This is a genomic window from Bifidobacterium ruminantium DSM 6489, from assembly GCF_000770925.1.
In the GTDB taxonomy this organism is placed as follows: domain Bacteria; phylum Actinomycetota; class Actinomycetes; order Actinomycetales; family Bifidobacteriaceae; genus Bifidobacterium; species Bifidobacterium ruminantium.
This window is the reverse complement of sequence record NZ_JDTK01000005.1, coordinates 85,760-109,137: the sequence shown is the minus strand read 5'-3', so window position 1 is coordinate 109,137 and position 23,378 is coordinate 85,760. Positions and strand designations below refer to the sequence as shown.

The window sequence follows — 23,378 nt, the reverse complement described above, 5'->3', positions numbered from 1 at the left end:
GAACACTTCATGCTCACCGAGTACACGACCCCGGGCGCATCCGTCGAGGTACGCGACGACGAATCGATCTATTCACTGCTCACCGAGCGCATCGCGCGCACCGGCGAGGACACCGTGATCGCGGAGCGCAAAACCACCCCCGGACAGTGGGCCAAGGTGACAACCGGCGAATTCCACAAAAACGTGATCTCCGCCGCCAAAGGCCTCATCGCGTTCGGCATCGCCAAAGGTGACGCCGTGACCCTCTTCTCCACCACCCGTTACGAATGGGGCGTGCTCGACTTCGCGCTGGCCGCGATCGGCGCGGTCAATGTGCCGATCTACGACACCGATTCCGCGGCGCAGGCCGAACGCATTCTCAACGATTCCGACGTGAAGCTGGCCATCGCGGACGATCGCGAGCGCTTCGACCGCCTCGATTCCGTGATCGACCACTGCCCGTCGCTGAAGCACATTCTGATGCTCGACTCCAATGCCATGGGGGCCTTGGAGGGGTTGGGCGTCACCGTGTCCGACGAGGAGCTGGACGAGCGCATCAAGTCGGTTCATGCCGACGACCTGGCCACCATCGTGTACACCTCCGGCTCCACGGGAGCGCCGAAGGGTGCAGAGCTGTCGCATCGCAATTTCGTGTCGATCACTCGCGCCGGCAGCCTTGCGCTGCACGAGATGATTCTCGAGGACCATCCGCGTCTGCTGCTGTTCCTGCCGCTCGCCCACTGCTTCGCGCGCTTCATCCAGTACGCGTCGATCGCCTCCGATGACGGCGTGGTCGGCTATCTACCGGACACCAAGACGCTGCTGCCGGACGTGCGTTCGTTCGAGCCGACGTATCTGCTGGGCGTGCCGCGCGTGTTCGAGAAGGTGTACAACGCGGCTTCCCGCAAGGCCGGTATGGGCTGGAAGGGCCGCCTGTTCCTCAAGGCCGCCGAGTCCGCTCGCGACTGGTCGCGCATGCAGCAGGCCGGCGAGAAGCCGACCATGAAGCAGACGGCCGAGCATCTGTCGTACGAGGCGTCCGTGTACCGCACCGTGCGCGGCGCGCTGGGCCCGCGCATCCGTTACGTGGCGTGCGGCGGCGCTCCGCTGGACGTGTCGCTGGCGCATTTCTTCAACGGCATCGGCCTGCCGATGATCCAGGGTTACGGCATGACGGAAACCGCGGCGCCGTTCGCCGCGACCCGCGTCACGGACAATGTGATCGGCACCGTCGGTCAGCCTGCGCCGGGATCGTCCGTGCGCATTTCCGACGATGGCGAGCTGCAGGTCAAGGGACCGAACGTTTTCATGGGCTACCACAATCTTCCGGAGAAGACGGCGGAGGCGTTCACCGAGGATGATTGGCTCAGGACCGGCGATCTGGCGTCGATCGATGACGAGGGCCGCATCACAATCACGGGACGTAAGAAGGACATCATCATCACAGCCGGCGGCAAGAACGTCTCCCCCATTCCGATGGAGCAGGAGATCGCGAAGTGCCCGATTGTGGAGCATGCCGTGGTGGTGGGCGACAATCGTCCGTTCATCGGCGCGCTGATCACGCTCGATCCGGAGGGCCTAGAGGCATGGCTGCCCTCCGTGGGACTGTCCGCGGACACTCCGCTCGACCGCGTGGCCACCACCGCTGCGGTGCACGACGAAATCCAGAAGTACGTGGACAAGGCGAACGCGACGGTGTCGCGCGCCGAATCCGTGCGCAAGTTCGTGGTGCTCGACGCGCAGTTCACGCAGGAGAACAAGTGCCTGACGCCGTCGCTGAAGGTGGTGCGCCCGGCCGTGAACCGCGTGTTCGCCGACGTGATCGACCAGCAGCTGTACGCGGGCAAGCGCTGACCGCGGTTTTTACCCCCCGTGTATGCCGCTGCATGTGTCACGATCTCGATTTTCGGGCAAAAAATTGAATCGTGACACATTTGGCGATCGACAAATACCCCCTAATCGCAATTTCCATCCAAGGAATAGCAATTAGGGGGTATTTCTGTAATGGGGAATGAGTCACGATTCAAAATAAAGCCCGAAAATCGGAATCGTGACACATTTGGAAGCCTGTGCCGGCGGATTGGGACGGTTTCCGGCACTGCGTCCCGGAATCGAGCCGACCCCGCCGGGCAACGCGGCCGCAAGAATTCGAATCAGCCAGACGGATACGGAAAGCGCGCATCAACGGCGGCGCACAGGCCCCAAGGAACTGCGGCTGATCACCTGCGCCGACACCAGTCCGACGCCGTGCTGCGACGAGCCGAAGGAGTTCTCCTCCCCCTCCCCCAGCAGGTACAGCGCCTCGCGCATGGCGGCGACGCCCAGCTGCTCGAAATCGGGACGCACCGTGGTCAGCGGCGGGAACATGTTGTCCATGGCGGGCATGTCGTCGAAGCCCACCAGGCTCACGTCCTGCGGGATCCGCACGCCATGCTCGTGCAGCGCGCGGGCCACGCCCACGGCCTGGCTGTCGTTGGCGCAGATCACGCAGGTCGGCAGACTGCCGCCGATGCGGCCGATGTTGTCGAGGATATGGTTCATCTTGCCGTACGCTTCGGAGGATTCCCAGGTATCGCACTGCACCGTCACCGAGCTGACCGAGTTCGCCGCGCACAGCTTGTTCCATGCCAGCAGACGCGTCGCCGCGTCACGCCACTCCTTGGGTCCCGCGAAATACAGCACCGAACGGTGGCCGTATCCCACGACGAGCCGCATCACGTCGGACATCGCGGACCACTGGTCCATACCGACGACGGACACGCGGCGACGATCGGCGGGCTTCATCAAGCGCAGGCCGTCCTGCACACCGATGCTCCCATGCGTGGATGTGACAATCACGCGCGGCGACGTGATCTGCGTGCGGCACGCGGCGGAGAACATGACGTCGGTCGGCGTGAGGAAGATGAACGCGTCGACGTTCATCTCATCGAAGGTGCGGCACAGGTCGTCGAATTCCTCCTGCGAGCACAGCGCCTCATGCACCATGCTCACCGCCATGAACAGGCCGTGCTGTCGGGCCATCGCCTCAATCGAGGAAATGGTGGAAACCGGACCGTAGAAATGCTGGCCGCCGGCGATGAGCCCGATGGTACGGGAACGGTGCGAAGCGAGCGCACGGGCGGAGTTGCTGGGGCGATATCCGAGTTCGTCGACGGCCTTCCGCACTTTTTCGCGGGTGGCGTCGGAGACGTCCGGCGAATGGTTGATGACGCGGGAAACCGTCTGGTGGCTCACACCCGCCAGTTTCGCCACTTCGAACATCGAAGGACGCTTATTGCCCGCATTGCGTTTGCCTGCCATGCCCCGTCGCCTTTCGCACACAACTGTTGGTACGTTCGCCTATTGTACACGCAACTTCAGTTAGCGCTAACGGTCTTCTTGTTCCTAGGTTTTGAAGACCTGCACGGGCACAGGCTACCGCTCGTTCCGTCCGTTATTGCGCACATCGGCCAGATCGCGCAGCCGCTTGGCGAAGTTGGGCCAGTCGGTGCGCATGGCGGTCAGCAGCTTGCGATTGGGCACCTCGTCGATCAGCACCCATTCGATCTCCATGCTTTCGTCGTCATTGGCCTTCGGCTCGACGCGATGCCCCGGTTTCTCGAACGCGAACACCGTGGTGTACGCCCACGGCCCATGATCCTCGCAGTACGAGCCGACCACGTCGATGTCCTCCGGCGTGATGTTGGCTTCCTCATACGATTCGCGCAACGCGCCTTCGATGGGGCTTTCGCCGTCCGCGGTGGCGCCGCCAGGGATGCCCCACGTGCCGCCCTCCGCGCTCCACGCGGCGCGATGCTGCATGACGACATGCGTCGCTTCGCCGGTCGTTTCGTCACGACGTGCCAGCAGCACGCCGGACGCGCCGTTCGTGCCCCAATGCTTGCGCCCGCAATCGCAGACCACCCAGCCATCGCCAGGCTGGTGCACATTTTCCTTGGGCGGCAGCGGCTTCTCAGCGCCCGTCTTCGAATCGTATTCAACGGTGGGAGCCAAATCGGAACGCTTGACGTTCCACAAATCCGTCCATTCGACGCCCAGTTGCGCCGCCAGCCGGCGTGCCAGCGGAAGGCTCAGTCCGATGATGCCATGCGGATCGCCTTCGATCGAATCGATGAACGCGCCGCCAAAGCCTTCCAGAGTGAATGATCCCGCCACTTCCAACGGCTCGCCTGTGGCGATGTAGCGTTCGATGTCGCGATCGGAATAATCACAGAAATGCAGCGTGGCCTTGCTGGCGCCGCGTACCATGCGTCCCGAAGCAAAGTCGATGAGGCAGTGTCCGGTCCACAGCTCGCCGGTGGAGCCGCGCATGGCGCGCAAACGTTCGCGCGCGACCTCCTCGCTGTGCGGCTTGCCATAGCATTCGCCGTCCATGAGGAACATGGAATCGCAACCCAGAATCAGCGGTCCGACCTTCGAACGGGTCAGACTTGGCCGTCCGTCCAGAAAATCGGCAATCGGCTCGGTGACGGTGGGAACGGTGACGCCGGAGAAGTCGCGGGTCTTCACACTGTCGGCGGATTGGACCTCGTCGGCGCGCAGGGTGACGCGCTCGCCGGAGCCGGACGCCTGGCCAGTCGCCTTCAGCGGGAATCCGACGATCCGTTCGCCGCTCGCGTGCGATGCGGCGTCCGCGATGTTGCGATACGCCTGATGCACGGCTTCGGCTTTGGCGGTGGCGAGGATCATCACACGCTGTTCGACGGTCAGATTGTCGACTGTGGTGCCGAGCGACGCGGCCTCGCGTTCCAGCGCTGCCGGCTCGTCGACGTGCGAGACGCGGATGGTCGGGCAGATGCCGGCCGAGAACAGCACGTCACGGCGCGGACGGGACTGGGAGGCGAGGATCAGCGGAATGCTCATGCGCGCTCCACCTGCACGCCCTTGGTGTCGACCGCGAGGTGCAGTACACGCCAATGGCCGGACGCCAGCTCCTCGGCGGCGATCTGCTCAAGCTCCTCATGCGCGTCGCCATGATGCAGCACCAGCACGCACGGGCCGGCGCCGGACACCGTGGAGGCGAAGCCATGGGAACGCATTTTCTCGATCAGCGCCCAGGACGGTTCCATCAGCGGCGCACGGAACGGCTGGTGCAGACGATCCTGCGTGGCGGCGAACAGCAGCGCATTGGCGTTCTGGCGCGAGCCGGAGGCCAGCATCGCGGGGTTCATGGCGGCCGGCAGCAGGCTCACGCGGGAGACGTTGTGCACGGCGTCTTTGAACGGAATCTCGGTCGGCAGCGCCTGACGGGCCTTTTCGGTGGACAGTTCGTAGTCCGGCACGAACACGGCCGCGGTCAGATCGTCCGCCACGCGGTAGTTGATGGTGTGGAAGCCGTTGTGCATCGGCTCGCCGCCCGGAATCGGCACGGACCCGACGCCTTCCGCGGTCTCCATGTCCCAGGACATGGTCAGTCCGCCGTACACGGCCGGAGCCACGTTGTCCGGATGGCCTTCGATGGCGGCGGCCAGCTCGAACACGGCGTCGCGGTTGAGGTCGTCGTCCTGCGCGAAGGCGGCCGCGGCGGCGATGCCGGCGACGATGGCCTCGGCGGAGGAGCCCATGCCTCGCGCCTGCGGGATGTTGTTGTGCGCCTGCAGAATGAATCCGACACGCCCCAGGCCGAAGGTCTGGCATGCGCGGCGGAACGTGGAGACCACCAGGTGCGTCTCGTCACGCGGCAGGGTGTCCTCGCCCTCGCCTTCGATCATCACCTGCGCCGCGGTGTTCACCGGGTCGGCGCTCAGCGTGAATTCAAGCTCGTCATGGTAGTCCAAGGCCAAACCGACCGTATCGAAGCCGGAGCCAAGATTGGCGCTGGTGGCCGGAACCTTCACACGCACCTTGCGGGTAACTGGAGTCATCTCTCGTCGTCCTTCGTCACATCTTCATTACAAATCAAGCACCGTATACCGTGGCAGTGCCAGAGTCAAATTTCAGGGGGAACCGCACCCATGTATCGCATTCGGGCCCATGATGGCGGCTTGGCATGGCTTGCATGCCAATCTCATCATGGGCCCGAATCGCATCCGATATCAGTTCAGCACGCGCAGGATCGACGGCTCTCCGCACACGCAATCCAGCTCGCACACGTCCTTGACGGTTTCGCGCAGGGTAAGCTCGTCGGTCATGTGGGTGACCAGACGCAGCTGCTGCAGTTCGCCATCGTAGCCCGGATCCTTCAGCGTCGGCTTCAAATCCTGGTTCACGCCGTTGATGGACACGCCATGGTCGGCGAACTTGGCTGCGATCGCGGCGAGCACGCCCGGATTGTCGTGAATCACGAAGCGGACAGCGAACTCGGCCTTGGAAGCCTCGATCGGAGCCTTCTTCAGATCCTTGTACAGCGGGATGGACGGGCCGGTGCAGCCCTGCGCGATATGGCGGGCTTCGGTCACGACGTCTCCGACGACCGCGGAGGCGGTCGGAGCGCCGCCTGCGCCGCGACCGTAGAACATGAGGTCGTCCGCGGCTTCGGCCTTGACGAACACGGCGTTGAAGGAACCGTGCACGGAGGCCAGCGGATGGGTATTGGAGATCAGTGCCGGGTAGACGCGCGCGGACACGCCGGCATCGGTGTTCTCCACGACGGCGAGCAGCTTGATCACCTTGTTTTCCGCGGTGGCGGCGGCGATGTCGTCGGCGGTGATCTTGGTGATGCCTTCGACGGAGACGTCGTCGATGGTGACGGAGGTATGGAAGCCGAGGGTGGCCATGATGGCGGCCTTGTTGGCCGCGTCGTAGCCCTCGATGTCGCCGGTCGGATCGGCTTCGGCGTAGCCCTTGGCCTGAGCGTCCTTGAGCACGTCGTCGAAGTCGAGGCCTTTGGTGGTCATCTCGTCGAGAATGTAGTTGGTGGTGCCGTTGACGATGCCGAGCATGCTCGTCACCTTGTCTCCGACGAGGGATTCGCGCAGCGGCTTGAGGAACGGGATGGCGCCTCCCACGGAGGCTTCGAAGTAGATGTCGACGCCCTTGGCTTCGGCGGCCGCGTAGATCTCCGGACCATACTTGGCCAGCAGCGCCTTGTTGGCGGTGACCACGGAGGCACCGGATTCGATGGCGGCAAGCACGAACTTGCGTGCCACGCCGGTGCCGCCGATCAGCTCGATGACGATATCGGAATTGGTGGCCACGCTCATGGTGTCGGTGGTCACGATGGCCTTGTCGATCCACGGGAACGGATCGGTTTCCGCCGGGTCAAGGCAGGCGACGCCGGTCAGCTCGATCGGTCGTCCGATACGTGCGGCAAGCTCGTCCTTCTGCTCGACCAGCAGGCGTGCGGTCTGGGAACCGACGGTACCCGCGCCCAGCAATCCAACGCGAATCGGCGCAACATCTTCCTGTGCCAAGGCATCCTCCCTTGAATGCGAAGTATTGGTATAACCATGCTCATTGTACGGTCTCAACGTGACGTGGGGCGGCGGAATCGTACGAAAATGGACGGCTTCCGGGGTCAAACCCGAAAACCGTCCATATTGCATCCATATCGCGTCCGCAACGTGAGACGAACGCTACTCGCTCACATCCCAGCCGAGCAGGTCGTCGATCGTCTGACGGCGGATCATGACGTGCGCTCCGGCCTCGCCGACACCCACCACCGCCGGAATCAGCGCCTGGTTGTAGTTGCTGGCCATCGTGCGGCCGTACGCGCCGGTGACGGGCACGGCGAGAATGTCCCCGCGCCTGATGTCGGCCGGCAGACGCACTTCGTTAACGACGATGTCGCCCGATTCGCAGTGCATGCCGACCACGCGGCACAGCTTGGTCTCGTCGGATCCCTTGCGATTCGCGATTCTCGCGGTGTAGTCGGAGCCGTACAGCGCCGGGCGGATGTTGTCGGACATGCCGCCGTCCACGGACACGTACACGCGTTCCGTCACCGGATTGCCGCCCTTGTCTTTGGCTTCACCGGTCAGCTGCACCGGCTTGACGGTGCCCACGCGGTACAGCGTGACGCCCGTCGGGGCCACCGTCCAGCGGCCCGGCTCGAAGGAGATGACGGGGGCCGGCATGCCGAGCGCACGGTTCACGGTGTTGACCGCGTCGGCGAGCCTGCCGAGCTCCACGTCGATGTCCATGGAATCCTCACCGTCGGTGTAGGCCACGGAATAGCCGCCGCCCAGATCAACCTCCGGCAGGGTGTACGCGTCGGTGGCGTAGAAGGTCTTGCGCAGCAGCATCATGCGCTTGGCCGCCTGGATGAAGGCGTCGGCGTCATGGATGTTGGAGCCGATGTGCGAATGCACGCCGACCAGTTCGAGCACATCCTGACGGCGGTAGATGTCCTTGAGCACGGCGAGCGCCGGGCCGTCGGCCACCATGGTCATGGCGTCGGCGAGCTTGCGGTCGCCTTCGGAGACCTTCTCGTGACTCAGATCGTACGGGTATTTGACGTCGTACTGGAGCTTGCGTTCCGCGTGGGAAGCACCGTCAGCGTTCTCCCCCAGCCGCGCGTTCGATCCTGCCGGCGTCACGTCGGTCAGGTCGTCGAGTACGGAAAGCTTGCCCGCGTCGGCTCCGGCCGGCAGCAGGGCCACGCCGAATTTCTGGTCCTCGTGCGCGGTAGACACGAATTCGTGACCGCCGGCGTGGATGCCGGACGTGACGCGCAGCATGACGCGTGCGCGCTTGCCGAGACGCTTGGCGATTGCCGCGATGCGCTCCGGCTCGCCCGGCTCGTCGACGACGATCTTGTTGAAGCCCTGTTCGATGGCCAGCTCGATTTCCGCATCGGACTTGTTGTTGCCGTGCAGCACGAGTCGGCGGCCGGGAACGCCCGCGGCGAGCGCGATGCGCATCTCGCCCATGGAGCAGGTGTCGATGAGCATGCCGGATTCGGTGACGATTCGGCAGATCTCCTTGCTCAGCAGCGCCTTGCCGGCGAAGCTGACATGGGTGACGGTGTTGTTGAACGCGGTGGCGGCGGAGTGGACGAATTTCGTGGCGCGGGCGCGCACGTCATCGGTGTCGATGACGTAGAGCGGGGAGCCGAATTCGTCGAGCAGGCTTGCCGCGGTGCGGCCATGGAAGGTGATTTCGCCTTCGTCGTTCACAGCCGAGCCGGCCGGCCAAATCGCAGTGACAGGCATGGTTTGCGCTCTCTCCTTCCGGTCACATCTTGTCCGGGGCGGCGACGCCGAGCAGATCGAGACCTTCGGCGATGACCGTCCTCACGGCGTCGTTGAGCTTCAGTCGTGCGGCGGCACGTGCCGGTTCCGGGGCTTTGGCGATGCGGATGGCTTCGGCTTCCTCTCCGCGCGCCTCCGGGTCGGTGAGCTCCATCGGCACGACGCGTTCCACGTTGTACCACTTGTGATACGTGGCGGCGAGGTCCTCCAGGTAGTGGGCCACGCGGTGCGGGGCGCGCAGGTCGCCGGCTTCCTTGAGCAGGGCGGGCCACTGGGCGAGCGCGGCGAGCACTTCGCCGTCGGCGGTGGTGTCGAGCAGGCTCACGTCGGCGCCTTCGTAGGTGATGCCCGCGGCGGCCGCGTTACGGTCCACGTTGCAGGAACGGGCGTGCGCGTACTGCACGTAGTACACCGGGTTCTCGTTGGAATGCGAGGACAGCAGGTTCAGGTCGATGTCCACCGGGGAGTTGTAATCGGTGCGCGCCAGCGAGTAACGGGAGGCGTCCACTCCGATGGCGTCGGTCAAATCGTCGATGGTGACAACGTTGCCGGCGCGCTTGGACATGCGCACGGCCTTGCCGTCCTTCATCACGTTGACGAGCTGGCCGATCAGGATCTGCATGTTCTCGCCCGGCTTGTCGCCGAACGCCTCGCACATGGCCATCATGCGGCCGATGTAGCCGTGGTGGTCGGCGCCGAGCATGTAGATGGCCACGTCGGCCGGGTTCACGTCGCGGTGGCGCTTGTTGCGGTAGTAGGCGATGTCGGCGGCGAAGTACGCGTAGTTGCCGTCGGACTTGATGATCACGCGATCCTTGTCGTCGCCGTGCTTGGTGGACGCGAACCAGGTGGCGCCGTCCTTTTCGAAGATGTCGCCGCGCTCGCGCAGGTCGGCGATGGCCTTGTCGACCTCGCCGTCGGAATACAGGCTGTTCTCATGGAACCACACGTCGAAGTTGACGCGGAAGTTCTTCATGGACTTCTGGATCTCGTCGAACATCATCGGCACGGCGCGCTTGCGGAACTCCTCGCGCTGCTCGGAATCGCCTTCGCCCAGCGGCTCGCCGTCCTTGTCGACGCCGCCGTCCACGCGCGGCAGGTTCAGGATGTCGACGCCGTCCGCCGTGGCCTCGTCGATCACACGCTTGGCGATCTCGTCGATGTACGCGCCCTTGTAGCCGTCGATCGGCGTGGTTTCGCTGTGCGCGGCGGCCACGAGAGACTTGGCGAAGCGGTTGATCTGCTCGCCGTGGTCGTTGAAGTAGTATTCGCGCACCACCTTGGCGCCGTTGGCTTCGAGCACGCGGGCCATGGAGTCGCCGACCGCGGCCCAGCGGGTGCCGCCGATGTGGATCGGGCCGGTCGGATTGGCGGAGACGAACTCGAGGTTCAGGGTCTTGCCGGACAGATGGTCGTTCTTGCCGTATGCGTCGCCGGCTTCGAGCACGGCGTCCACCACGGCCGCCGCGGAGGCGGAATCGAGCGTGATGTTGATGAAGCCGGGGCCCGCCACTTCGACAGATTTGATGCCGTCGGCCTTGGTGAGTTCCGCGGCGAACAGCTCCGCGAAGTCACGCGGCTTCATGCCGGCCTTCTTGGCCAGCTGCATGGCCGCGTTGGAGGCCCAATCGCCATGCGCGCGATCCTTCGGACGCATGACGGCGAATTTTGCCTGCGGTGGAATCAGGTCGGAGGTCAGGGTGCCGGCCTTGCCTTCGGAAACAAGGGTGTTGGCAATGTTGAAAATCAGTTCACTAAGCGCTTCTGGACTCATTCCTCCAAGTCTACCGGGCGCGCAGACAGATTCAGCCCTTCCGCCCATCCTTCCGAACGGGCTGCTGGACGTCCTGTCCGCCATGCCGTTTCGCACGCCAGGCCACGGACGCGTAATAGCCCGCGTAACACAGCGCGACAAACGGAATCATGTACAGCAGCGTCGATCGCTGCGACGGATCGCAGATCACCAGAACCAGCGCTCCAATGCACATCACGATCGCAGCAATAGGCACGAAAGGATAGCCGGGCGCGCGGTATTTGAGCTCGTCGACCGTATGCCCCTGCGCAAGCCATTGCCAACGGAACCGTATATGGCAGACGGAAACCGACATCCACACCACCAGCGTGGCCAAGCCGGAAATCGCCACCAATGCCAGATACACAGTCGAGGCGGCCACCACGGAAGACAGCAACGCCAGCAGGGAGCCGGCCATGCTGAACAGCACGGCGAACACGGGCACGCCATGGAAGTTGGTTTTGGCGAGCACACGCGGGATCATGCCTTCCTGCGCCAGCGACCACACCATGCGCGAGCACACGTACAGGCCGGAATTCGCGGCGGACAGGACGGCCGTCAGCACCACAAAATTCATGACGTCACCGGCGAACGGCATGCCGATCGACTGGAACACCAGCACGAACGGGCTCGTGTCCACGCCGGACTTGTGCCACGGAATCAGCGCGGCCATGACGCCGATCGACCCGATGAAGAAGATCGTCAGACGCAGCACGGTGGTGTGCACGGCCTTCGGAATCGCCTTGGACGGATCCTTCGTCTCGCCGGCCGCAACGCCGACCACTTCCGTGCCGGAGAAGGCGAACACCACTGTGAGCAGGGTGGAGAAGATCGGCAGCACGCCGTTCGGCAGCCAGCCGTCGTTATAGAAGTTCTCGAACAACGGCGCATGGTCGTAGCCGGCGATTGGAATCGCGCCGAACATGGCCAGCAGGCCGATGACGATGAACGCTACGATGGCGAACACCTTGATGGATGCGAACCAGAATTCCGATTCGCCGTACAACCGCACCGACAGGATGTTGAGCAGGAACACGACCGCGATGAACGCGGCCGACCAGATCCAGGCGGGCGAATGCGGGAACCAGCGTTGCATCAGCAGGCCCGCGGCGGTGAATTCGGAGGCGAGCGCCACCGCCCAATTGAGCCAGTACAGCACGGCGATGGTGAACGCAGTGCCGGGGCCGATGAATTCTTGGCGTACAGGTGGAAGCTGCCGGCGTACGGCATGGCTACGGACAGTTCGCCGAGGCTCAGCATGATGAAGTAGACGAGCGCGGAGCCGATGGCGTAGGCGATGATTGCGCCAAGGGGTCCGGCCTGATGGATGGTGTAGCCGGAGCTTAAGAACAGGCCCGTGCCGATGACGCCGCCAAGCGAGATCATCGTCAGGTGGCGCGTCTCCATCTTGCGTTCCAATCCGCCTTGTTCGGCGTTGGACTGCGGCTGCGGTTGCTGCGGTCCACCCGCCTGCTTCTGCGGCTTTGCTTGCGGCGATTGCGGTTGCGCGTGCGATTCGGCCATGCTTGATTCCGGCTCCTGTTGACTTTGGTTGGGCGCGGCACGCACTTTGGTTGGCCGCACAATCGCAATACTATACGGCAGGCTCACGGCAATGCGCGCCTGTCCCGTTCGACGGCGATGGCCCGCATGCCGGATGGAGCATGCGGGCCATCGATTGAGACGATTGCGATGTGCGCGACGTCTACGGAATACTCAGAGAGCGGCGATGGCGTCAATCTCCACAAGGGCGCCCTTCGGAATGTCGTTGCCGCCGAAGGCCACGCGGGCCGGCTTGACGGAACCGATGAAGGTCTGCGCGTACACGTCGTCGACCTCATGGAAGTCCTCGACGTTCTTCATGTAGATGGTGGCGCGAACCACATTCTCAAGGCCGGAACCGGCGGTGTCGAGAATGTGCTTGATGTTCTTCAGAGCCTGGGCGGCCTGCTCGCCCGCGGTGGCGCCGGCCAGCTCACCGGTGGCCGGGTCGATGCCCAGCTGGCCGGAGACGAACACGAATCCGTTGGCCTTCACGGCCTGGCTGTAGGCGCCGAGCGCCGCCGGGGCTTCGGAGGTGGCCACTGCTTCCAACTTGTTGCTCATACTGTTCTCCTTTGTCGTAAGGTATGCGGGCGCACGTCTGATCGCGCGCCCAAAGCGTGTATGTAAAGCATACGTTCGCAATGGGTGGAAGCAGGGAAATCGTTCACAGGGCGATATGGCGGCGCCGGTAATCACGTCAACAATGGAGGCAGCAATGAAAAAGACTCCAGCCATTCGACTGGAGCCTTGCCCGGTGGGCTTGATGGGGATCGAACCCACGACCTTCTGTTCCGGAGACAGACGCTCTATCCGCTGAGCTACAAACCCGTGCGCCACACTACTTTACACGCTCGCCGCCCGTTTGCGACACGATACGGTGAAAAAAGTGGCGTGCCCCTTGCAATCGCAAGGAAAATCAGTACATGAGGGTGGCGAGACGACGACGCGCGCGCTTCAGACGCTCATCGGTCGGGTCGGGAATCGTGAAGTATTCCAGCAGACGCTTGCGCACCGGCTCGATGTCGGCCTTGTGGCCGGCCGCCACGAAATCGAGCAGACGGTCGAACGCGTCCTGGATCTGTCCTCCAATCATGTCGACGTCGGCGACAGCAAGCTGCGCGTCCACATCATCCGGCTTGTCGGCAGCTGCGGCGCGCACCACGCGCACATCCGCATCGCCGGAACGAGCCAGCAGCAATGCCTTCGCACGTTCGCGGGCCGCGCGCGCATCGTTCGGATCGGCTTCCAAAACCTTCTCGTAAGCGGCGGCGGCACCGGCGTAATCGCCCTGCTGCGCCAGCATGTACGCCTCCTGATGCTCCGGCGGCACCTGGTCCTGGACGCTGGACGCGGATGCGAAATTGGCCGCGTCGGAATCGGGATCGCCCGAATACGGCGCGGCGCCGGTCACTCCGGCCTGCTGCGCGGCCGTGATCAGCTTCGGCACAACCACGTCCGTGATCTGCTGCAGCTCCTCGTCGGAAGGCAGTCCCTGCAGAATCGGCATCGGACGGCCGCCAATCAACGCGAACAGCGCCGGAGCCCCCTGGATCTGGAACGCCTGCGCGATGGACGGATTGGATGCGATGTCGATGCGGGACAGCTGGATCTGGCCATTGAGCTTGTTCACCGCGTCACCCAGCGTGCGTGCCATGGGGAACAGACGGTCGTCGGTCGGCACCCACAGGAACAGCAGAATCGGGAACGTGGCGGAGGTCTGCACCATGGCCTGGAACGTGTTCTCCGTGGTGTCGATGACGTATCCGCCGGCCGCCGGCGCTCCCCCGGCCTGTCCCGGTTCGGCCTTGACCTGGTGCTTGAGTGCCTCCAGATCAACGGCTCCCGCCAATGAAACACCCGGATTGAACGCCTGCTTCTCTGCCATACATGCCTCCCAAAACACAAAATCGTTGCTGGCACCAACTATAGGTGCCAACAACGATTTCACGGTTTTCATTCCCGCGGGTGCGTCGAGGATGCCAAAGATACGCGACGGGCGGAAATCCGCCGTCAACGTGACTTCAGGACCGATGTCCGACGGCTTACAACGCCTCGACCTTCACGGGCTGGCGTTCGGAGCCGACCGCAGTGATCTTCTGCCCGGATTTCGCCGGCGGCACATACAGCGCGATCACGTTCACATAGCTTGTCTTCATAGTGCTGGTGGCTTTGCCGTCGCCGAACAGCGCCTTCTCCGCGTCGGAGGCCGGCTGCGATTCGCGTCCGGCTCCGGCGGTACGCGTCCATTCGGAGTTGATCTGGGCGACCACCAAGTCGCCGCCATCCGCGGAACGCATGATGGCGATGGCTCCATCGACAGGCGTGAATACCTGCTGCTGGGTGCCTTCATTGAGCTCCATGGCCTTCTGCACCTGATCGGTCAGCTCGGCCAGCTTCGTACGCAAATCGTCGTCCGCGAATTTGCCGGCGAACTTGCTGTTGGCCCCGTTCTGCAGCAGGTCCGCGTATGCGGCGACCGCGGCCTTCGGCGTCATGACCAGACCCGTGTCCGTCGGCGTGCCCTGCGCGCTGCCGGTCTGGGAGACCTCGAAACTCGGCATCTTCACACCGGAGAACAGACGTGCCACGCCCCACAGTTTGTAGTTCTGCCGTGCGGAATCCTGCTTCAGCACCAGCAGACGCTTGGACTGCTGGTCCTCGGTGGTCGTGGTGATCGAGAACACCGTGCGCGGCCAGCCGCTGTCCGTGGAGATCACGGTCTGTGCCAGATCGGTGGGGATGGTGGTCTTGCGGTCAAGGTTGCCCGTGGCTCTCGCCACGTTCAGCTCGCTGGTGCGGATATCCAGCTCCGGCCCTTCGAGAATCGATCCCAAAGTGGCGACGTCGAGATTCTGGTTGCACTGGTTGAGCGTCGAAAGAATGCCCGTGCGGATCTTCTTCTCCTGCTTGGCCGTCAGGACGGGCGATGTCTGGTTCGTCGACGACGTCTGAACCGGCGTCGGCAGCTGCCCCTCGCAGCCGCACAGTCCGATGCTCAGTCCCGCGGCGAGCACGGCCGCGATAATCGCGCTACTGCGTTTTCTCATCGCTGCTCCTCCTCGTCCTCGTCGTCGCCATCCTGTTTCTGCGGATCCCCGAATACATGCAATCCCTTGATTCCCTGCAATCCCTTGATCGCCTGCATGATGTCGATGCCTTCCGATTCCTGCGGTGTCCACACGCTGCCGACGGACGGCTCTTTGGCGTGCGAATCCTCTGACGCTTCCGGATGGCTACCGGACTCCGTTTCGGACGTTTCGGTGTCGGACGCAGTGTCTGACGATTCGGACGCTTCTGATTCGTCCGCTTCCGCCGAATCGTCGGTTTCATCCGGCTTCGCTGATTCCGTCGAATCGGAAGCAGTTTCGGCTTCCGCCGGTTCACTTGTTTCCGTCGATTCGGACGAATCATCTATCGGCTCTTCCGCCTGCGAATTCTCCGCTTGCGGGTCGGCCTGCGCTCCATCCGACTGATCGGACTGCGGTGCGGTGGATTCCTCTTCCGCGGGTTCCACTGCGGATTCGGTTTTCGCAGGCTCCACGGGCTGCGCGGCCTGCTGTGCCTCGGACGATTCCTCACGGGCGAGTCGGGCGAAATACGCCAGCAGCTCATCCTGCGAAATCACGGAAGTCGCCTCCACGTCCTCCTCCGGAGGAACCGCAGCGGCGGAAGCGGCGGCATTCTGCTGGTCTGCGACCAGATTGCGGCTGGCCGGATCGACGATCCTCGGCTGTGCAGCCTCCTCCGGCTCCCTCGAAGCGCCTGCCGCGTGACTCGCGTGGCGACGACGACGCTTCGGAGCGGCGCCACCGCCGAACGAAGCGCTTGCTTCGGCATTGCGCACCCATTCGGCGACCTCCGTCTCGTCGCCCTCCATGGTGCCGGCGCCCTCGACCGAAGCGAAGGCACGGCGATGACGGCGCTTATGAGGAGGCATCGCGAACACGGAAGCGGAAAGCACAGCGAGAATCGCCAGCAGACCGCCGACAAGATAGAACGGCATGGCAAAGTTAGGAACGGAGCGGCGATTCCAATCAAGCGAAACCGTGCCGGCCTTGCCGTCGCCGAAATCGATCAGCGCCACGGAATTATCGGCGTCATTCGAAGACGATTCCTGGATCCGCATATTCACCGAACCTGTGCCACACTTCACGGAACGCCACATGTCGGAATCCTTGAATGCCGTTTGATTCGCGGAAGCATCGGGGTCTCCCTGCGCCGCGGAATGTCGCGCGGACAGCGTGGTCCAGTCGGACAAACCGGTGATACGCGTGTACTTAGAACCGGCGATCCAGCCGGCTACGTCACGCGCGGACCCCAATGCGATGCAGACTTCGGTTTTCGCGTTCCGCGATTTCACGGAGGCAACGACATAATCATCCACCAACTGCAGCACGTTCGGGTCGGTGACGACGTATTGCGTGCCGTTCACCGACATCGTGGCCGCGATTCTGCTATCCGGCTTCCACACGGTCGCGTTCAGCGCGCCAAGCACGATGCACGTGATGGCCAGCAGACCGAAGATGGGCGTGACGATGCCACGCATGATCTTCGCGTGCCGGGTCGGGCCCGTCTTGATCCGCGGCTTCTCTTGTTCTTCCTGTGATAAAGTCATAGCACCCGCCATTCTACAGTGTCTACCTATAAAAGCCTGAAAACTGCATAAAAATCAAGGTTTGCCGCTATGGTTGACCCTATGCGTAAATCACTTCTTTCCAAGGCCGTCACGGCAGCCTGCGCGATGGTCTTGTGCCTCGGCGTTTCAGCGTGCGGCGGCAATTCCGACGCGAAAAACACTAAATCGGACTCGAAATCCTCCTCATCCTCAGAGAAAATCGAGATGCATCAGATTGCCGGAGTGACCGCCAAAGGCGAACTCGGCAAGAAGCCGACCATCTCCTTCAAAACGCCTATGACGGTCGAGAACAACAGCTACGTGGTGCTACAGAAGGGCGATGGCGCCCAGATCGAGGACGGCGACCGCGTCTGCTCGCAGGGCATCGCCATCAGCGTCAAGGACGGCTCCCAATTGGCCAGCACGTGGGAGAAGAACACCCCCGACTGCTCCACGGTGGTCACATCCGACACCAGTCAGATGAGGGAGGACTACTACAAGATCTTCAAGAGCCTCAAGCTCAACTCCACCGTGGCGTTCGGCGTCAACGACTCGAATTCCACCAGTTCCTCTTCCACCGGTCCCTCGTATCTCATGGTGCTCACGCTGGTTTCCAAGTCGAAGAATCTGAAGAAGGCCACCGGAGACAAGGTGGCGAACGTGCCCGCCGACCTGCCGAAGGTGACGCTCGCCAAGAATGGCAAGCCGTCGATCGACATGAACGGGTACAAGGGCTCCGATTCCCTGGTCTCCCAGGACCTCATCAAGGGCAAGGGCGCGGTGGTCAAGGACACGCAGACCGTGGTGGCCAACTACACCGGCTGGCTGCTTGACGGCACGCAGTTCGATTCCTCCTGGGATCGCGGCGAAGCCTCGACCTTCTCGCTGGACAGCGTGATTGCTGGTTGGAAGCAGGGTCTGGCTGGACATACGGTCGGCTCGCAGGTGCTGCTGGTCGTTCCGCCGAGCCTCGGCTACAAGGATCAGAAGCAGGACAAGATTCCGGCGAACTCCACGCTGGTCTTCGTGGTCGACATCCTCGCCGCCTACTGATCCAGCCGGCTCCTCTAGCCTTCTAGTGAAAAGCCTCCCACCCGGGAGGCTTTTTCATTAGAAGAGTCGTAGAGAGTCGTCTTCGGTGCCCTTCATCTCCTCATAATCGAGAATCAGGCATTTGAAGCCACGGTCCTGCGCAAGCACCCGTGCCTGCGGGGTGATGGTCTGCGCGGCGAAAATGCCGTGCACGGGAGCGAGCAGCGGGTCACGGTTGAGCAGGTCGCAATACCGCGTGAGCTGTTCGACGCCGTCGATACCGCCGTTGCGTTTGATTTCGATGGCTACGTGCTCGCCATTGCCGTCGATGGCCATGATGTCGACCGGTCCGATGGCGGTCGGGTATTCGCGTCGCACGAGCTTCGCGCCTTCACCGATGCGTTCGATCTGCTCGGCCAGGTATTTCTGCAGGTGGTCTTCGACGCCGTCCTTGATCAGTCCGGGGTCCTCGCCCAGATCGTAGGTTTCGTCCGAATAGATGTGTTGCAGGGTCACTTCGAGCACGTCGTTAGATTTGTCCGCCGAGGCTCGGATCACTTTCTGAGGCACTTCGGTGTCCACGTCGTCGTCGGCGCGGTCCGGGGTGATGTCCTTGATGCTGCAGGGCGCTGACATCCAGTTGAGCGGCTTGTATGAGCCAAGTTCGGAGAAGATGAGTAGGCTGTTGTCCGCCTTGATGAGCAGCACGCGCTTGGCGAGCGGCAGGGAGGCGTTCAATCGTCCGGAATATTCAGCGGAGCAGTCAGCAACAATAATTCGCACGAGGCACTACCCTACCATGCGTGCGATGACGAGCGTGCGACGACGGTGGAAGCGAAGGCAAGAACAAAGGCGGCCCGTCGAATCGCAATACAAAATGCATTGCTATCGACGAACCGCCTGACGTTCGACGGAACCGGATTATTCGGCCCGCTTGACGTTGGTTCCACGCTCGACCGCGACGGTGAGCTTGTTCGAATCGAAGGAGATGAAGCCGTCGGTCACCTCGAAGGAAAGACGTTCGCCTTCAGGATCCACCACGACGATGGTTCCTTCCTTGATCACAGTCAGCACAGGCTCGTGGTCGGGCAGGATGCCCATTCCGCCTTCGGAGGCGGGAATGGTAACGGACTTCGCCGTGCCGTGCCACACCGGGTGGTCAGCGGCGACGATGTTCACCTGCAATGTCGATCCGGCCATCACGCACCGTATTCCTTCTGCATGTCGTGCCACTTCTTTTCGAGGTCGTCGATACCGCCGATGCCGGAGAACGCCTGCTCCGGGACGTCGTCATACACGCCGTCGCAGATGCGGGTGAAGGCTTCGATGGTCTCATCGGCCGGAACATAGGAGCCCGGACGGCCGGTGAACTTTTCGGCGACGTAGAAGTTCTGGCCAAGGAACTGCTCGATCTTACGGGCGCGGTTCACAGTGGTCTTATCCTCTTCGCCGAGCTCGTCGATGCCAATCAGGGCGATGATGTCCTGCAGCTCCTTGTTACGCTGCAGAATCGCCTTGACGCGGTTGGCGCACTCGTAGTGAGCCTGGCCCACATAACGCGGATCAAGGATTCGCGAGGTGGAGCTCAGCGGGTCGACTGCCGGGTAGATGCCCTTGGAGGCGATGTCACGGGACAGCTCGGTGGTTGCGTCCAGGTGGGCGAAGGTCGTCGCAGGAGCCGGGTCGGTGTAATCATCGGCCGGCACGTAGATGGCCTGCAGCGAGGTGATGGAGTGGCCACGGGTCGACGTGATGCGCTCCTGCAGGGCGCCCATCTCATCGGCCAGGTTTGGCTGGTAGCCCACGGCGGACGGCATACGGCCGAGCAGAGTGGACACCTCGGAACCCGCCTGGGTGAAGCGGAAGATGTTGTCGATGAACAGCAGCACGTCCTGGTTCTGCACGTCACGGAAGTACTCTGCCATGGTCAGTGCGGTCAGCGGGACGCGCAGACGGGTACCCGGCTGCTCATCCATCTGGCCGAAGACCAGTGCGGTCTTCTCAAGCACGCCGGCCTCGTCCATCTCGCCGATCAGATCGTTACCCTCACGGGTACGCTCACCGACGCCTGCGAACACGGACACACCGCCGTGGTTCTGGGCCACGCGCTGGATCATTTCCTGGATCAGCACGGTCTTGCCGACGCCTGCGCCGCCGAACAGACCGATCTTGCCGCCCTGCACGTACGGGGTCAGCAGATCGATGACCTTGATGCCGGTTTCGAACATCTGGGTCTTGGATTCCAGCTGGTCGAATGCCGGCGGGTTGCGGTGGATGGGCCAACGCTCGGTGACCGTGACGGTCTCGCCGGGCTTCTTGTTGAGGATGTTGCCGGACACGTCGAACACGTGGCCCTTGGTCACGTCGCCGACCGGCACGGAGATCGGGCCGCCGGTGTCGAGCACGGTCGCGCCACGGACCAGGCCGTCGGTCGGCTTCAGGGCGACGGTGCGCACGGTGGAATCGCCAAGGTGCTGCTCCACCTCGAGGGTGATCCTCTTGGTGGTCTCGCCCTCTTCGTGAACGCCGGTGCTGTTCAGCTCAACGGTAAGTGCATTGTAAATGTCGGGCAGGTGGCCCACCGGGAATTCGACGTCGATAACCGATCCCTGGATACGCGTGACGCGTCCGGCGGTCGGTTCCGCAGCCGTCTCGGGAGCCGCTGTGGTCTGATTGTCAGCCATATGCGTTCCTACTCTTCCTTCTTGTTCAGCGCATCAGCGCTGCCGATGATTTCGGTAAGTTCCTGGGTAATCGAAGCCTGTCGCGAAGCGTTGAGCTTGCGCGTCAGGTCGTCGATCAGGCTGCGGGCGTTGTCTGTAGCCGTGTGCATGGCGTTCTGTCGGCTTGCAGTCTCGGATGCCGCTGCGGTGAGCAGGCATTCATGGATACGGGACTGGATGTACTTCGGCAGAATGGCGTCAAGCACTTCGTCGACGCTCGGCTCGAACGCATACAGCGGAGTCGCGGCATCGGCATCGGATTCCGGCACGGGACCGGAGTCCGGCTGGTCCGGAAGCACGAGCTCAACGGGCAGCATGCGCAGCACGCGCACCTTCTGTACCACCATGTTCACGAATTCGGTGAACACAATGTAGAGTTCGGAGACTCCACCTTGGTCCGCCGGCTTCATATAGGCGTCCAGCAGTGCCTTCGAGATAGACTCTGCGACTTCCACGCCGGGCTGGTCGGTATCGCCTTCCCAAGTGCCGGCAACATCACGGTTGCGGTACTTGTAATACGTCACACCACGACGACCATACACATACAGTTCCGGCTGCTTGCCCTTCTCATCGAGTCGGGCCAACAGCGATTCCGTTTCGCGGATGATCGAGGAGGTGTACGGACCCGCCATACCACGATCCGAGGTGAGGGCGAGGACAGCCACTCGGGGGTTGTCCTCGTCCTTCTTCACGATCGGATGATCGATATGGGTGTGGGCCACCAGCGCTTGCACGGCGTCGAAAATCGCATCGGTATACGGCTTCGCGTTCAAGGCCACGTCACGTGCCTTGGCGATGTGCGAAGACGCGATCATCTCCTGCGCGTTGAAGATTTTCTCCAGCGACGCGGTGGAGGCGATCCTAGATTTCAATGCGAGTTGCGAGCCCATGGATCACTTCTCTCCTGCGACGATCTTTTCCTGTTCGACCGGGGTGGCGTTCTTCGCGCTCGGCTTCTTCTCGACCAGCGGCTTGCCCGCGCTGGTCACGTAAGTCTCACGGAACGCTTCCACAGCCTTATCGAGGGCAGCCTCGGTATCGGCGGTGAAGTCCTCGGTCTCGCGAATGGTCTTGAGGATATCGGTGTTGTGGTCCAAATAATCCAGCATGGCCTTCTCGAACGGCAGCACGTCGGCGATCGGCAGGTCATCCATCTTGCCATGGGTGCCGGCCCACACGGACACGACTTCCTGTTCCATCGAGTACGGGGAGAACTGCGGCTGCTTGAGCAGCTCGGTCAGGTGCGCGCCACGGTTCAGCTGAGCCTTCGAAGCCGCATCCAAATCGGAAGCGAACATGGCGAAGGATTCCAGCGAACGGTACTGCGCCAGCGAGATCTTCAGCGTACCGGAAACCTTCTTCAGTGCCTTGGTCTGGGCTGCGCCACCGACTCGGGACACGGAGATGCCGACGTCCACAGCAGGACGCTGGTTCGCGTTGAACAGGTCGGACTGCAGGAAGATCTGGCCATCGGTGATGGAGATCACGTTGGTCGGAATGTAGGCGGACACATCGTTCGCCTTGGTCTCGACGATCGGCAGGCCGGTCATCGAGCCGCCGCCGAGGTCATCGGAAACCTTGGCGCAACGTTCGAGCAGACGGGAGTGCAGGTAGAACACATCGCCCGGGTAAGCTTCACGCCCCGGCGGACGACGCAGCAGCAGGGAAATCGAGCGGTAAGCCTCGGCCTGCTTCGACAGATCGTCGAAGACGATGAGCACGTGCTTGCCGTTGTACATCCAGTGCTGTCCGATGGCGGAACCGGTGTACGGTGCGATGTACTTGAAGCCTGCGGAATCGGAAGCCGGGGAGGCCACGATGGTCGTGTACTCCATGGCGCCGGCCTCTTCCAGGGACTGCTTCACCGATGCGATGGTGGAGCCCTTCTGGCCGACGGCCACGTAGATGCAGCGGACCTGCTTCTTCGGGTCTCCGGATTCCCAGTTGCGCTTCTGGTTGATGATCGTATCGATTGCGATAGCGGTCTTACCGGTCTGACGGTCGCCGATGATGAGCTGACGCTGGCCACGGCCGATCGGCGTCATCGCGTCGATGGCCTTCAGGCCGGTGGACAGAGGCTCGTCAACCGGATGACGATGCATAACGTCAGGTGCCTGGGCCTCGAGAATACGACGGCCTTCGGTCTTGATCTCGCCAAGACCATCAATCGGGTTGCCTAGCGGGTCCACGACGCGGCCAAGGTAGCCGTCGCCGACGGGCACGGAGAGCACTTCGCCGGTACGACGCACTTCCTGGCCTTCCTCGATGCCGGTGAAATCGCCGAGGATAACCACGCCGATCTCGCGGGCGTCAAGGTTGAACGCCAGGCCAAGCGTGCCGTCTTCGAAGGTCAGCAGCTCATTGGCCATGCAACCAGGCAGTCCCGTCACGTGCGCAATGCCGTCACCAGCGGTCGCGACGTAGCCGACTTCCTGGGTCGGCGTGTCCGACGGCTTGTACGACTCGACAAACTCATCGAGCGCCTTGCGTATCGTGGTGGGATCAATGGTAAGTTCTGCCATGATCACTCCTTATTGTTGTTTATAAATTCAGTCAAGTCT

The 23,378-nt window shown here is 62.8% G+C and carries 16 protein-coding genes, 1 tRNA gene and 2 pseudogenes; 2 read left to right on the top strand and 17 right to left on the bottom strand.

Features of this window, described 5'->3' with window-relative positions:
- The first annotated feature begins 9 nt into the window (after positions 1 to 9).
- Positions 10 to 1,833, top strand: coding sequence for an AMP-dependent synthetase/ligase (locus OU26_RS03895; RefSeq protein ID WP_026646873.1), 1,824 nt, complete (start codon positions 10 to 12; stop codon positions 1,831 to 1,833).
- Between the two features lie 327 nt (positions 1,834 to 2,160).
- Here OU26_RS03895 and OU26_RS03890 read toward each other — a convergent pair whose 3' ends face one another.
- The 12 genes and pseudogenes from OU26_RS03890 to OU26_RS03835 all read right to left on the bottom strand — a co-directional run.
- Complete coding sequence (locus tag OU26_RS03890) at positions 2,161 to 3,279, bottom strand: LacI family DNA-binding transcriptional regulator (RefSeq protein ID WP_026646872.1); 1,119 nt, start codon at positions 3,277 to 3,279, stop codon at positions 2,161 to 2,163.
- 114 nt (positions 3,280 to 3,393) lie between these two features.
- A complete protein-coding gene (locus OU26_RS03885; RefSeq protein ID WP_026646871.1) occupies positions 3,394 to 4,842 on the bottom strand; it encodes a Maf family protein in 1,449 nt (482 codons plus the stop codon).
- The gene (gene thrB, locus OU26_RS03880) at positions 4,839 to 5,843 is read right to left on the bottom strand and encodes a homoserine kinase (protein ID WP_026646870.1); all 1,005 of its coding nucleotides are present in this window, start codon (positions 5,841 to 5,843) and stop codon (positions 4,839 to 4,841) included. Before thrB ends, OU26_RS03885 begins: the two co-directional genes overlap by 4 nt.
- Positions 5,844 to 6,014: 171 nt before the next feature.
- Positions 6,015 to 7,331: a homoserine dehydrogenase gene (locus OU26_RS03875; protein WP_026646869.1), complete on the bottom strand. Its 1,317-nt coding sequence runs from the start codon at positions 7,329 to 7,331 to the stop codon at positions 6,015 to 6,017.
- A 162-nt stretch (positions 7,332 to 7,493) separates the two neighbouring features.
- On the bottom strand, positions 7,494 to 9,071 hold the full coding sequence (locus OU26_RS03870) for a diaminopimelate decarboxylase family protein (RefSeq protein WP_026646868.1): 1,578 nt from the start codon (positions 9,069 to 9,071) through the stop codon (positions 7,494 to 7,496).
- A gap of 22 nt (positions 9,072 to 9,093) precedes the next feature.
- A complete protein-coding gene (gene argS / locus OU26_RS03865) occupies positions 9,094 to 10,884 on the bottom strand; it encodes an arginine--tRNA ligase (protein WP_026646867.1) in 1,791 nt (596 codons plus the stop codon).
- A gap of 31 nt (positions 10,885 to 10,915) precedes the next feature.
- Positions 10,916 to 12,309, bottom strand: a pseudogene (locus tag OU26_RS09425) (amino acid permease).
- Positions 12,310 to 12,618: 309 nt separating this feature from the next.
- Positions 12,619 to 13,008 carry a Rid family detoxifying hydrolase gene (locus OU26_RS03855; protein WP_026646866.1) on the bottom strand — a complete coding sequence of 130 codons (390 nt, stop codon included), beginning with the start codon at positions 13,006 to 13,008 and terminating at the stop codon, positions 12,619 to 12,621.
- A gap of 194 nt (positions 13,009 to 13,202) precedes the next feature.
- Positions 13,203 to 13,275 (bottom strand) — tRNA-Arg (locus OU26_RS03850).
- Positions 13,276 to 13,363: 88 nt separating this feature from the next.
- Positions 13,364 to 14,332, bottom strand: coding sequence for a tetratricopeptide repeat protein (locus OU26_RS03845; protein ID WP_026646865.1), 969 nt, complete (start codon positions 14,330 to 14,332; stop codon positions 13,364 to 13,366).
- 157 nt (positions 14,333 to 14,489) lie between these two features.
- Complete coding sequence (locus OU26_RS03840; RefSeq protein WP_026646864.1) at positions 14,490 to 15,494, bottom strand: DUF8094 domain-containing protein; 1,005 nt, start codon at positions 15,492 to 15,494, stop codon at positions 14,490 to 14,492.
- A gap of 509 nt (positions 15,495 to 16,003) precedes the next feature.
- Positions 16,004 to 17,074: pseudogene (locus OU26_RS03835) on the bottom strand (hypothetical protein); the annotation flags it as partial.
- Positions 17,075 to 17,143: 69 nt separating this feature from the next.
- Between OU26_RS03835 and OU26_RS03830 the strand changes: the two are divergent.
- Entirely contained in the window at positions 17,144 to 18,115 is a 972-nt protein-coding gene (locus OU26_RS03830; protein WP_026646863.1) for an FKBP-type peptidyl-prolyl cis-trans isomerase, read from the top strand.
- 57 nt (positions 18,116 to 18,172) lie between these two features.
- Here OU26_RS03830 and nucS read toward each other — a convergent pair whose 3' ends face one another.
- From nucS to atpA, 5 genes are all read right to left on the bottom strand, one after another.
- Positions 18,173 to 18,877 (bottom strand): endonuclease NucS, encoded by a 705-nt coding sequence (nucS, locus tag OU26_RS03825; RefSeq protein ID WP_026646862.1) that lies wholly within the window; start codon positions 18,875 to 18,877, stop codon positions 18,173 to 18,175.
- Between the two features lie 138 nt (positions 18,878 to 19,015).
- Positions 19,016 to 19,294 carry a F0F1 ATP synthase subunit epsilon gene (locus OU26_RS03820; protein WP_026646861.1) on the bottom strand — a complete coding sequence of 93 codons (279 nt, stop codon included), beginning with the start codon at positions 19,292 to 19,294 and terminating at the stop codon, positions 19,016 to 19,018.
- The gene (gene atpD, locus OU26_RS03815) at positions 19,294 to 20,778 is read right to left on the bottom strand and encodes a F0F1 ATP synthase subunit beta (protein WP_026646860.1); all 1,485 of its coding nucleotides are present in this window, start codon (positions 20,776 to 20,778) and stop codon (positions 19,294 to 19,296) included. Before atpD ends, OU26_RS03820 begins: the two co-directional genes overlap by 1 nt.
- Positions 20,779 to 20,786: 8 nt before the next feature.
- Complete coding sequence (locus OU26_RS03810) at positions 20,787 to 21,707, bottom strand: F0F1 ATP synthase subunit gamma (protein ID WP_021913575.1); 921 nt, start codon at positions 21,705 to 21,707, stop codon at positions 20,787 to 20,789.
- 3 nt (positions 21,708 to 21,710) lie between these two features.
- Positions 21,711 to 23,339 (bottom strand): F0F1 ATP synthase subunit alpha, encoded by a 1,629-nt coding sequence (gene atpA, locus OU26_RS03805; protein WP_026646859.1) that lies wholly within the window; start codon positions 23,337 to 23,339, stop codon positions 21,711 to 21,713.
- Positions 23,340 to 23,378 lie beyond the last annotated feature (39 nt).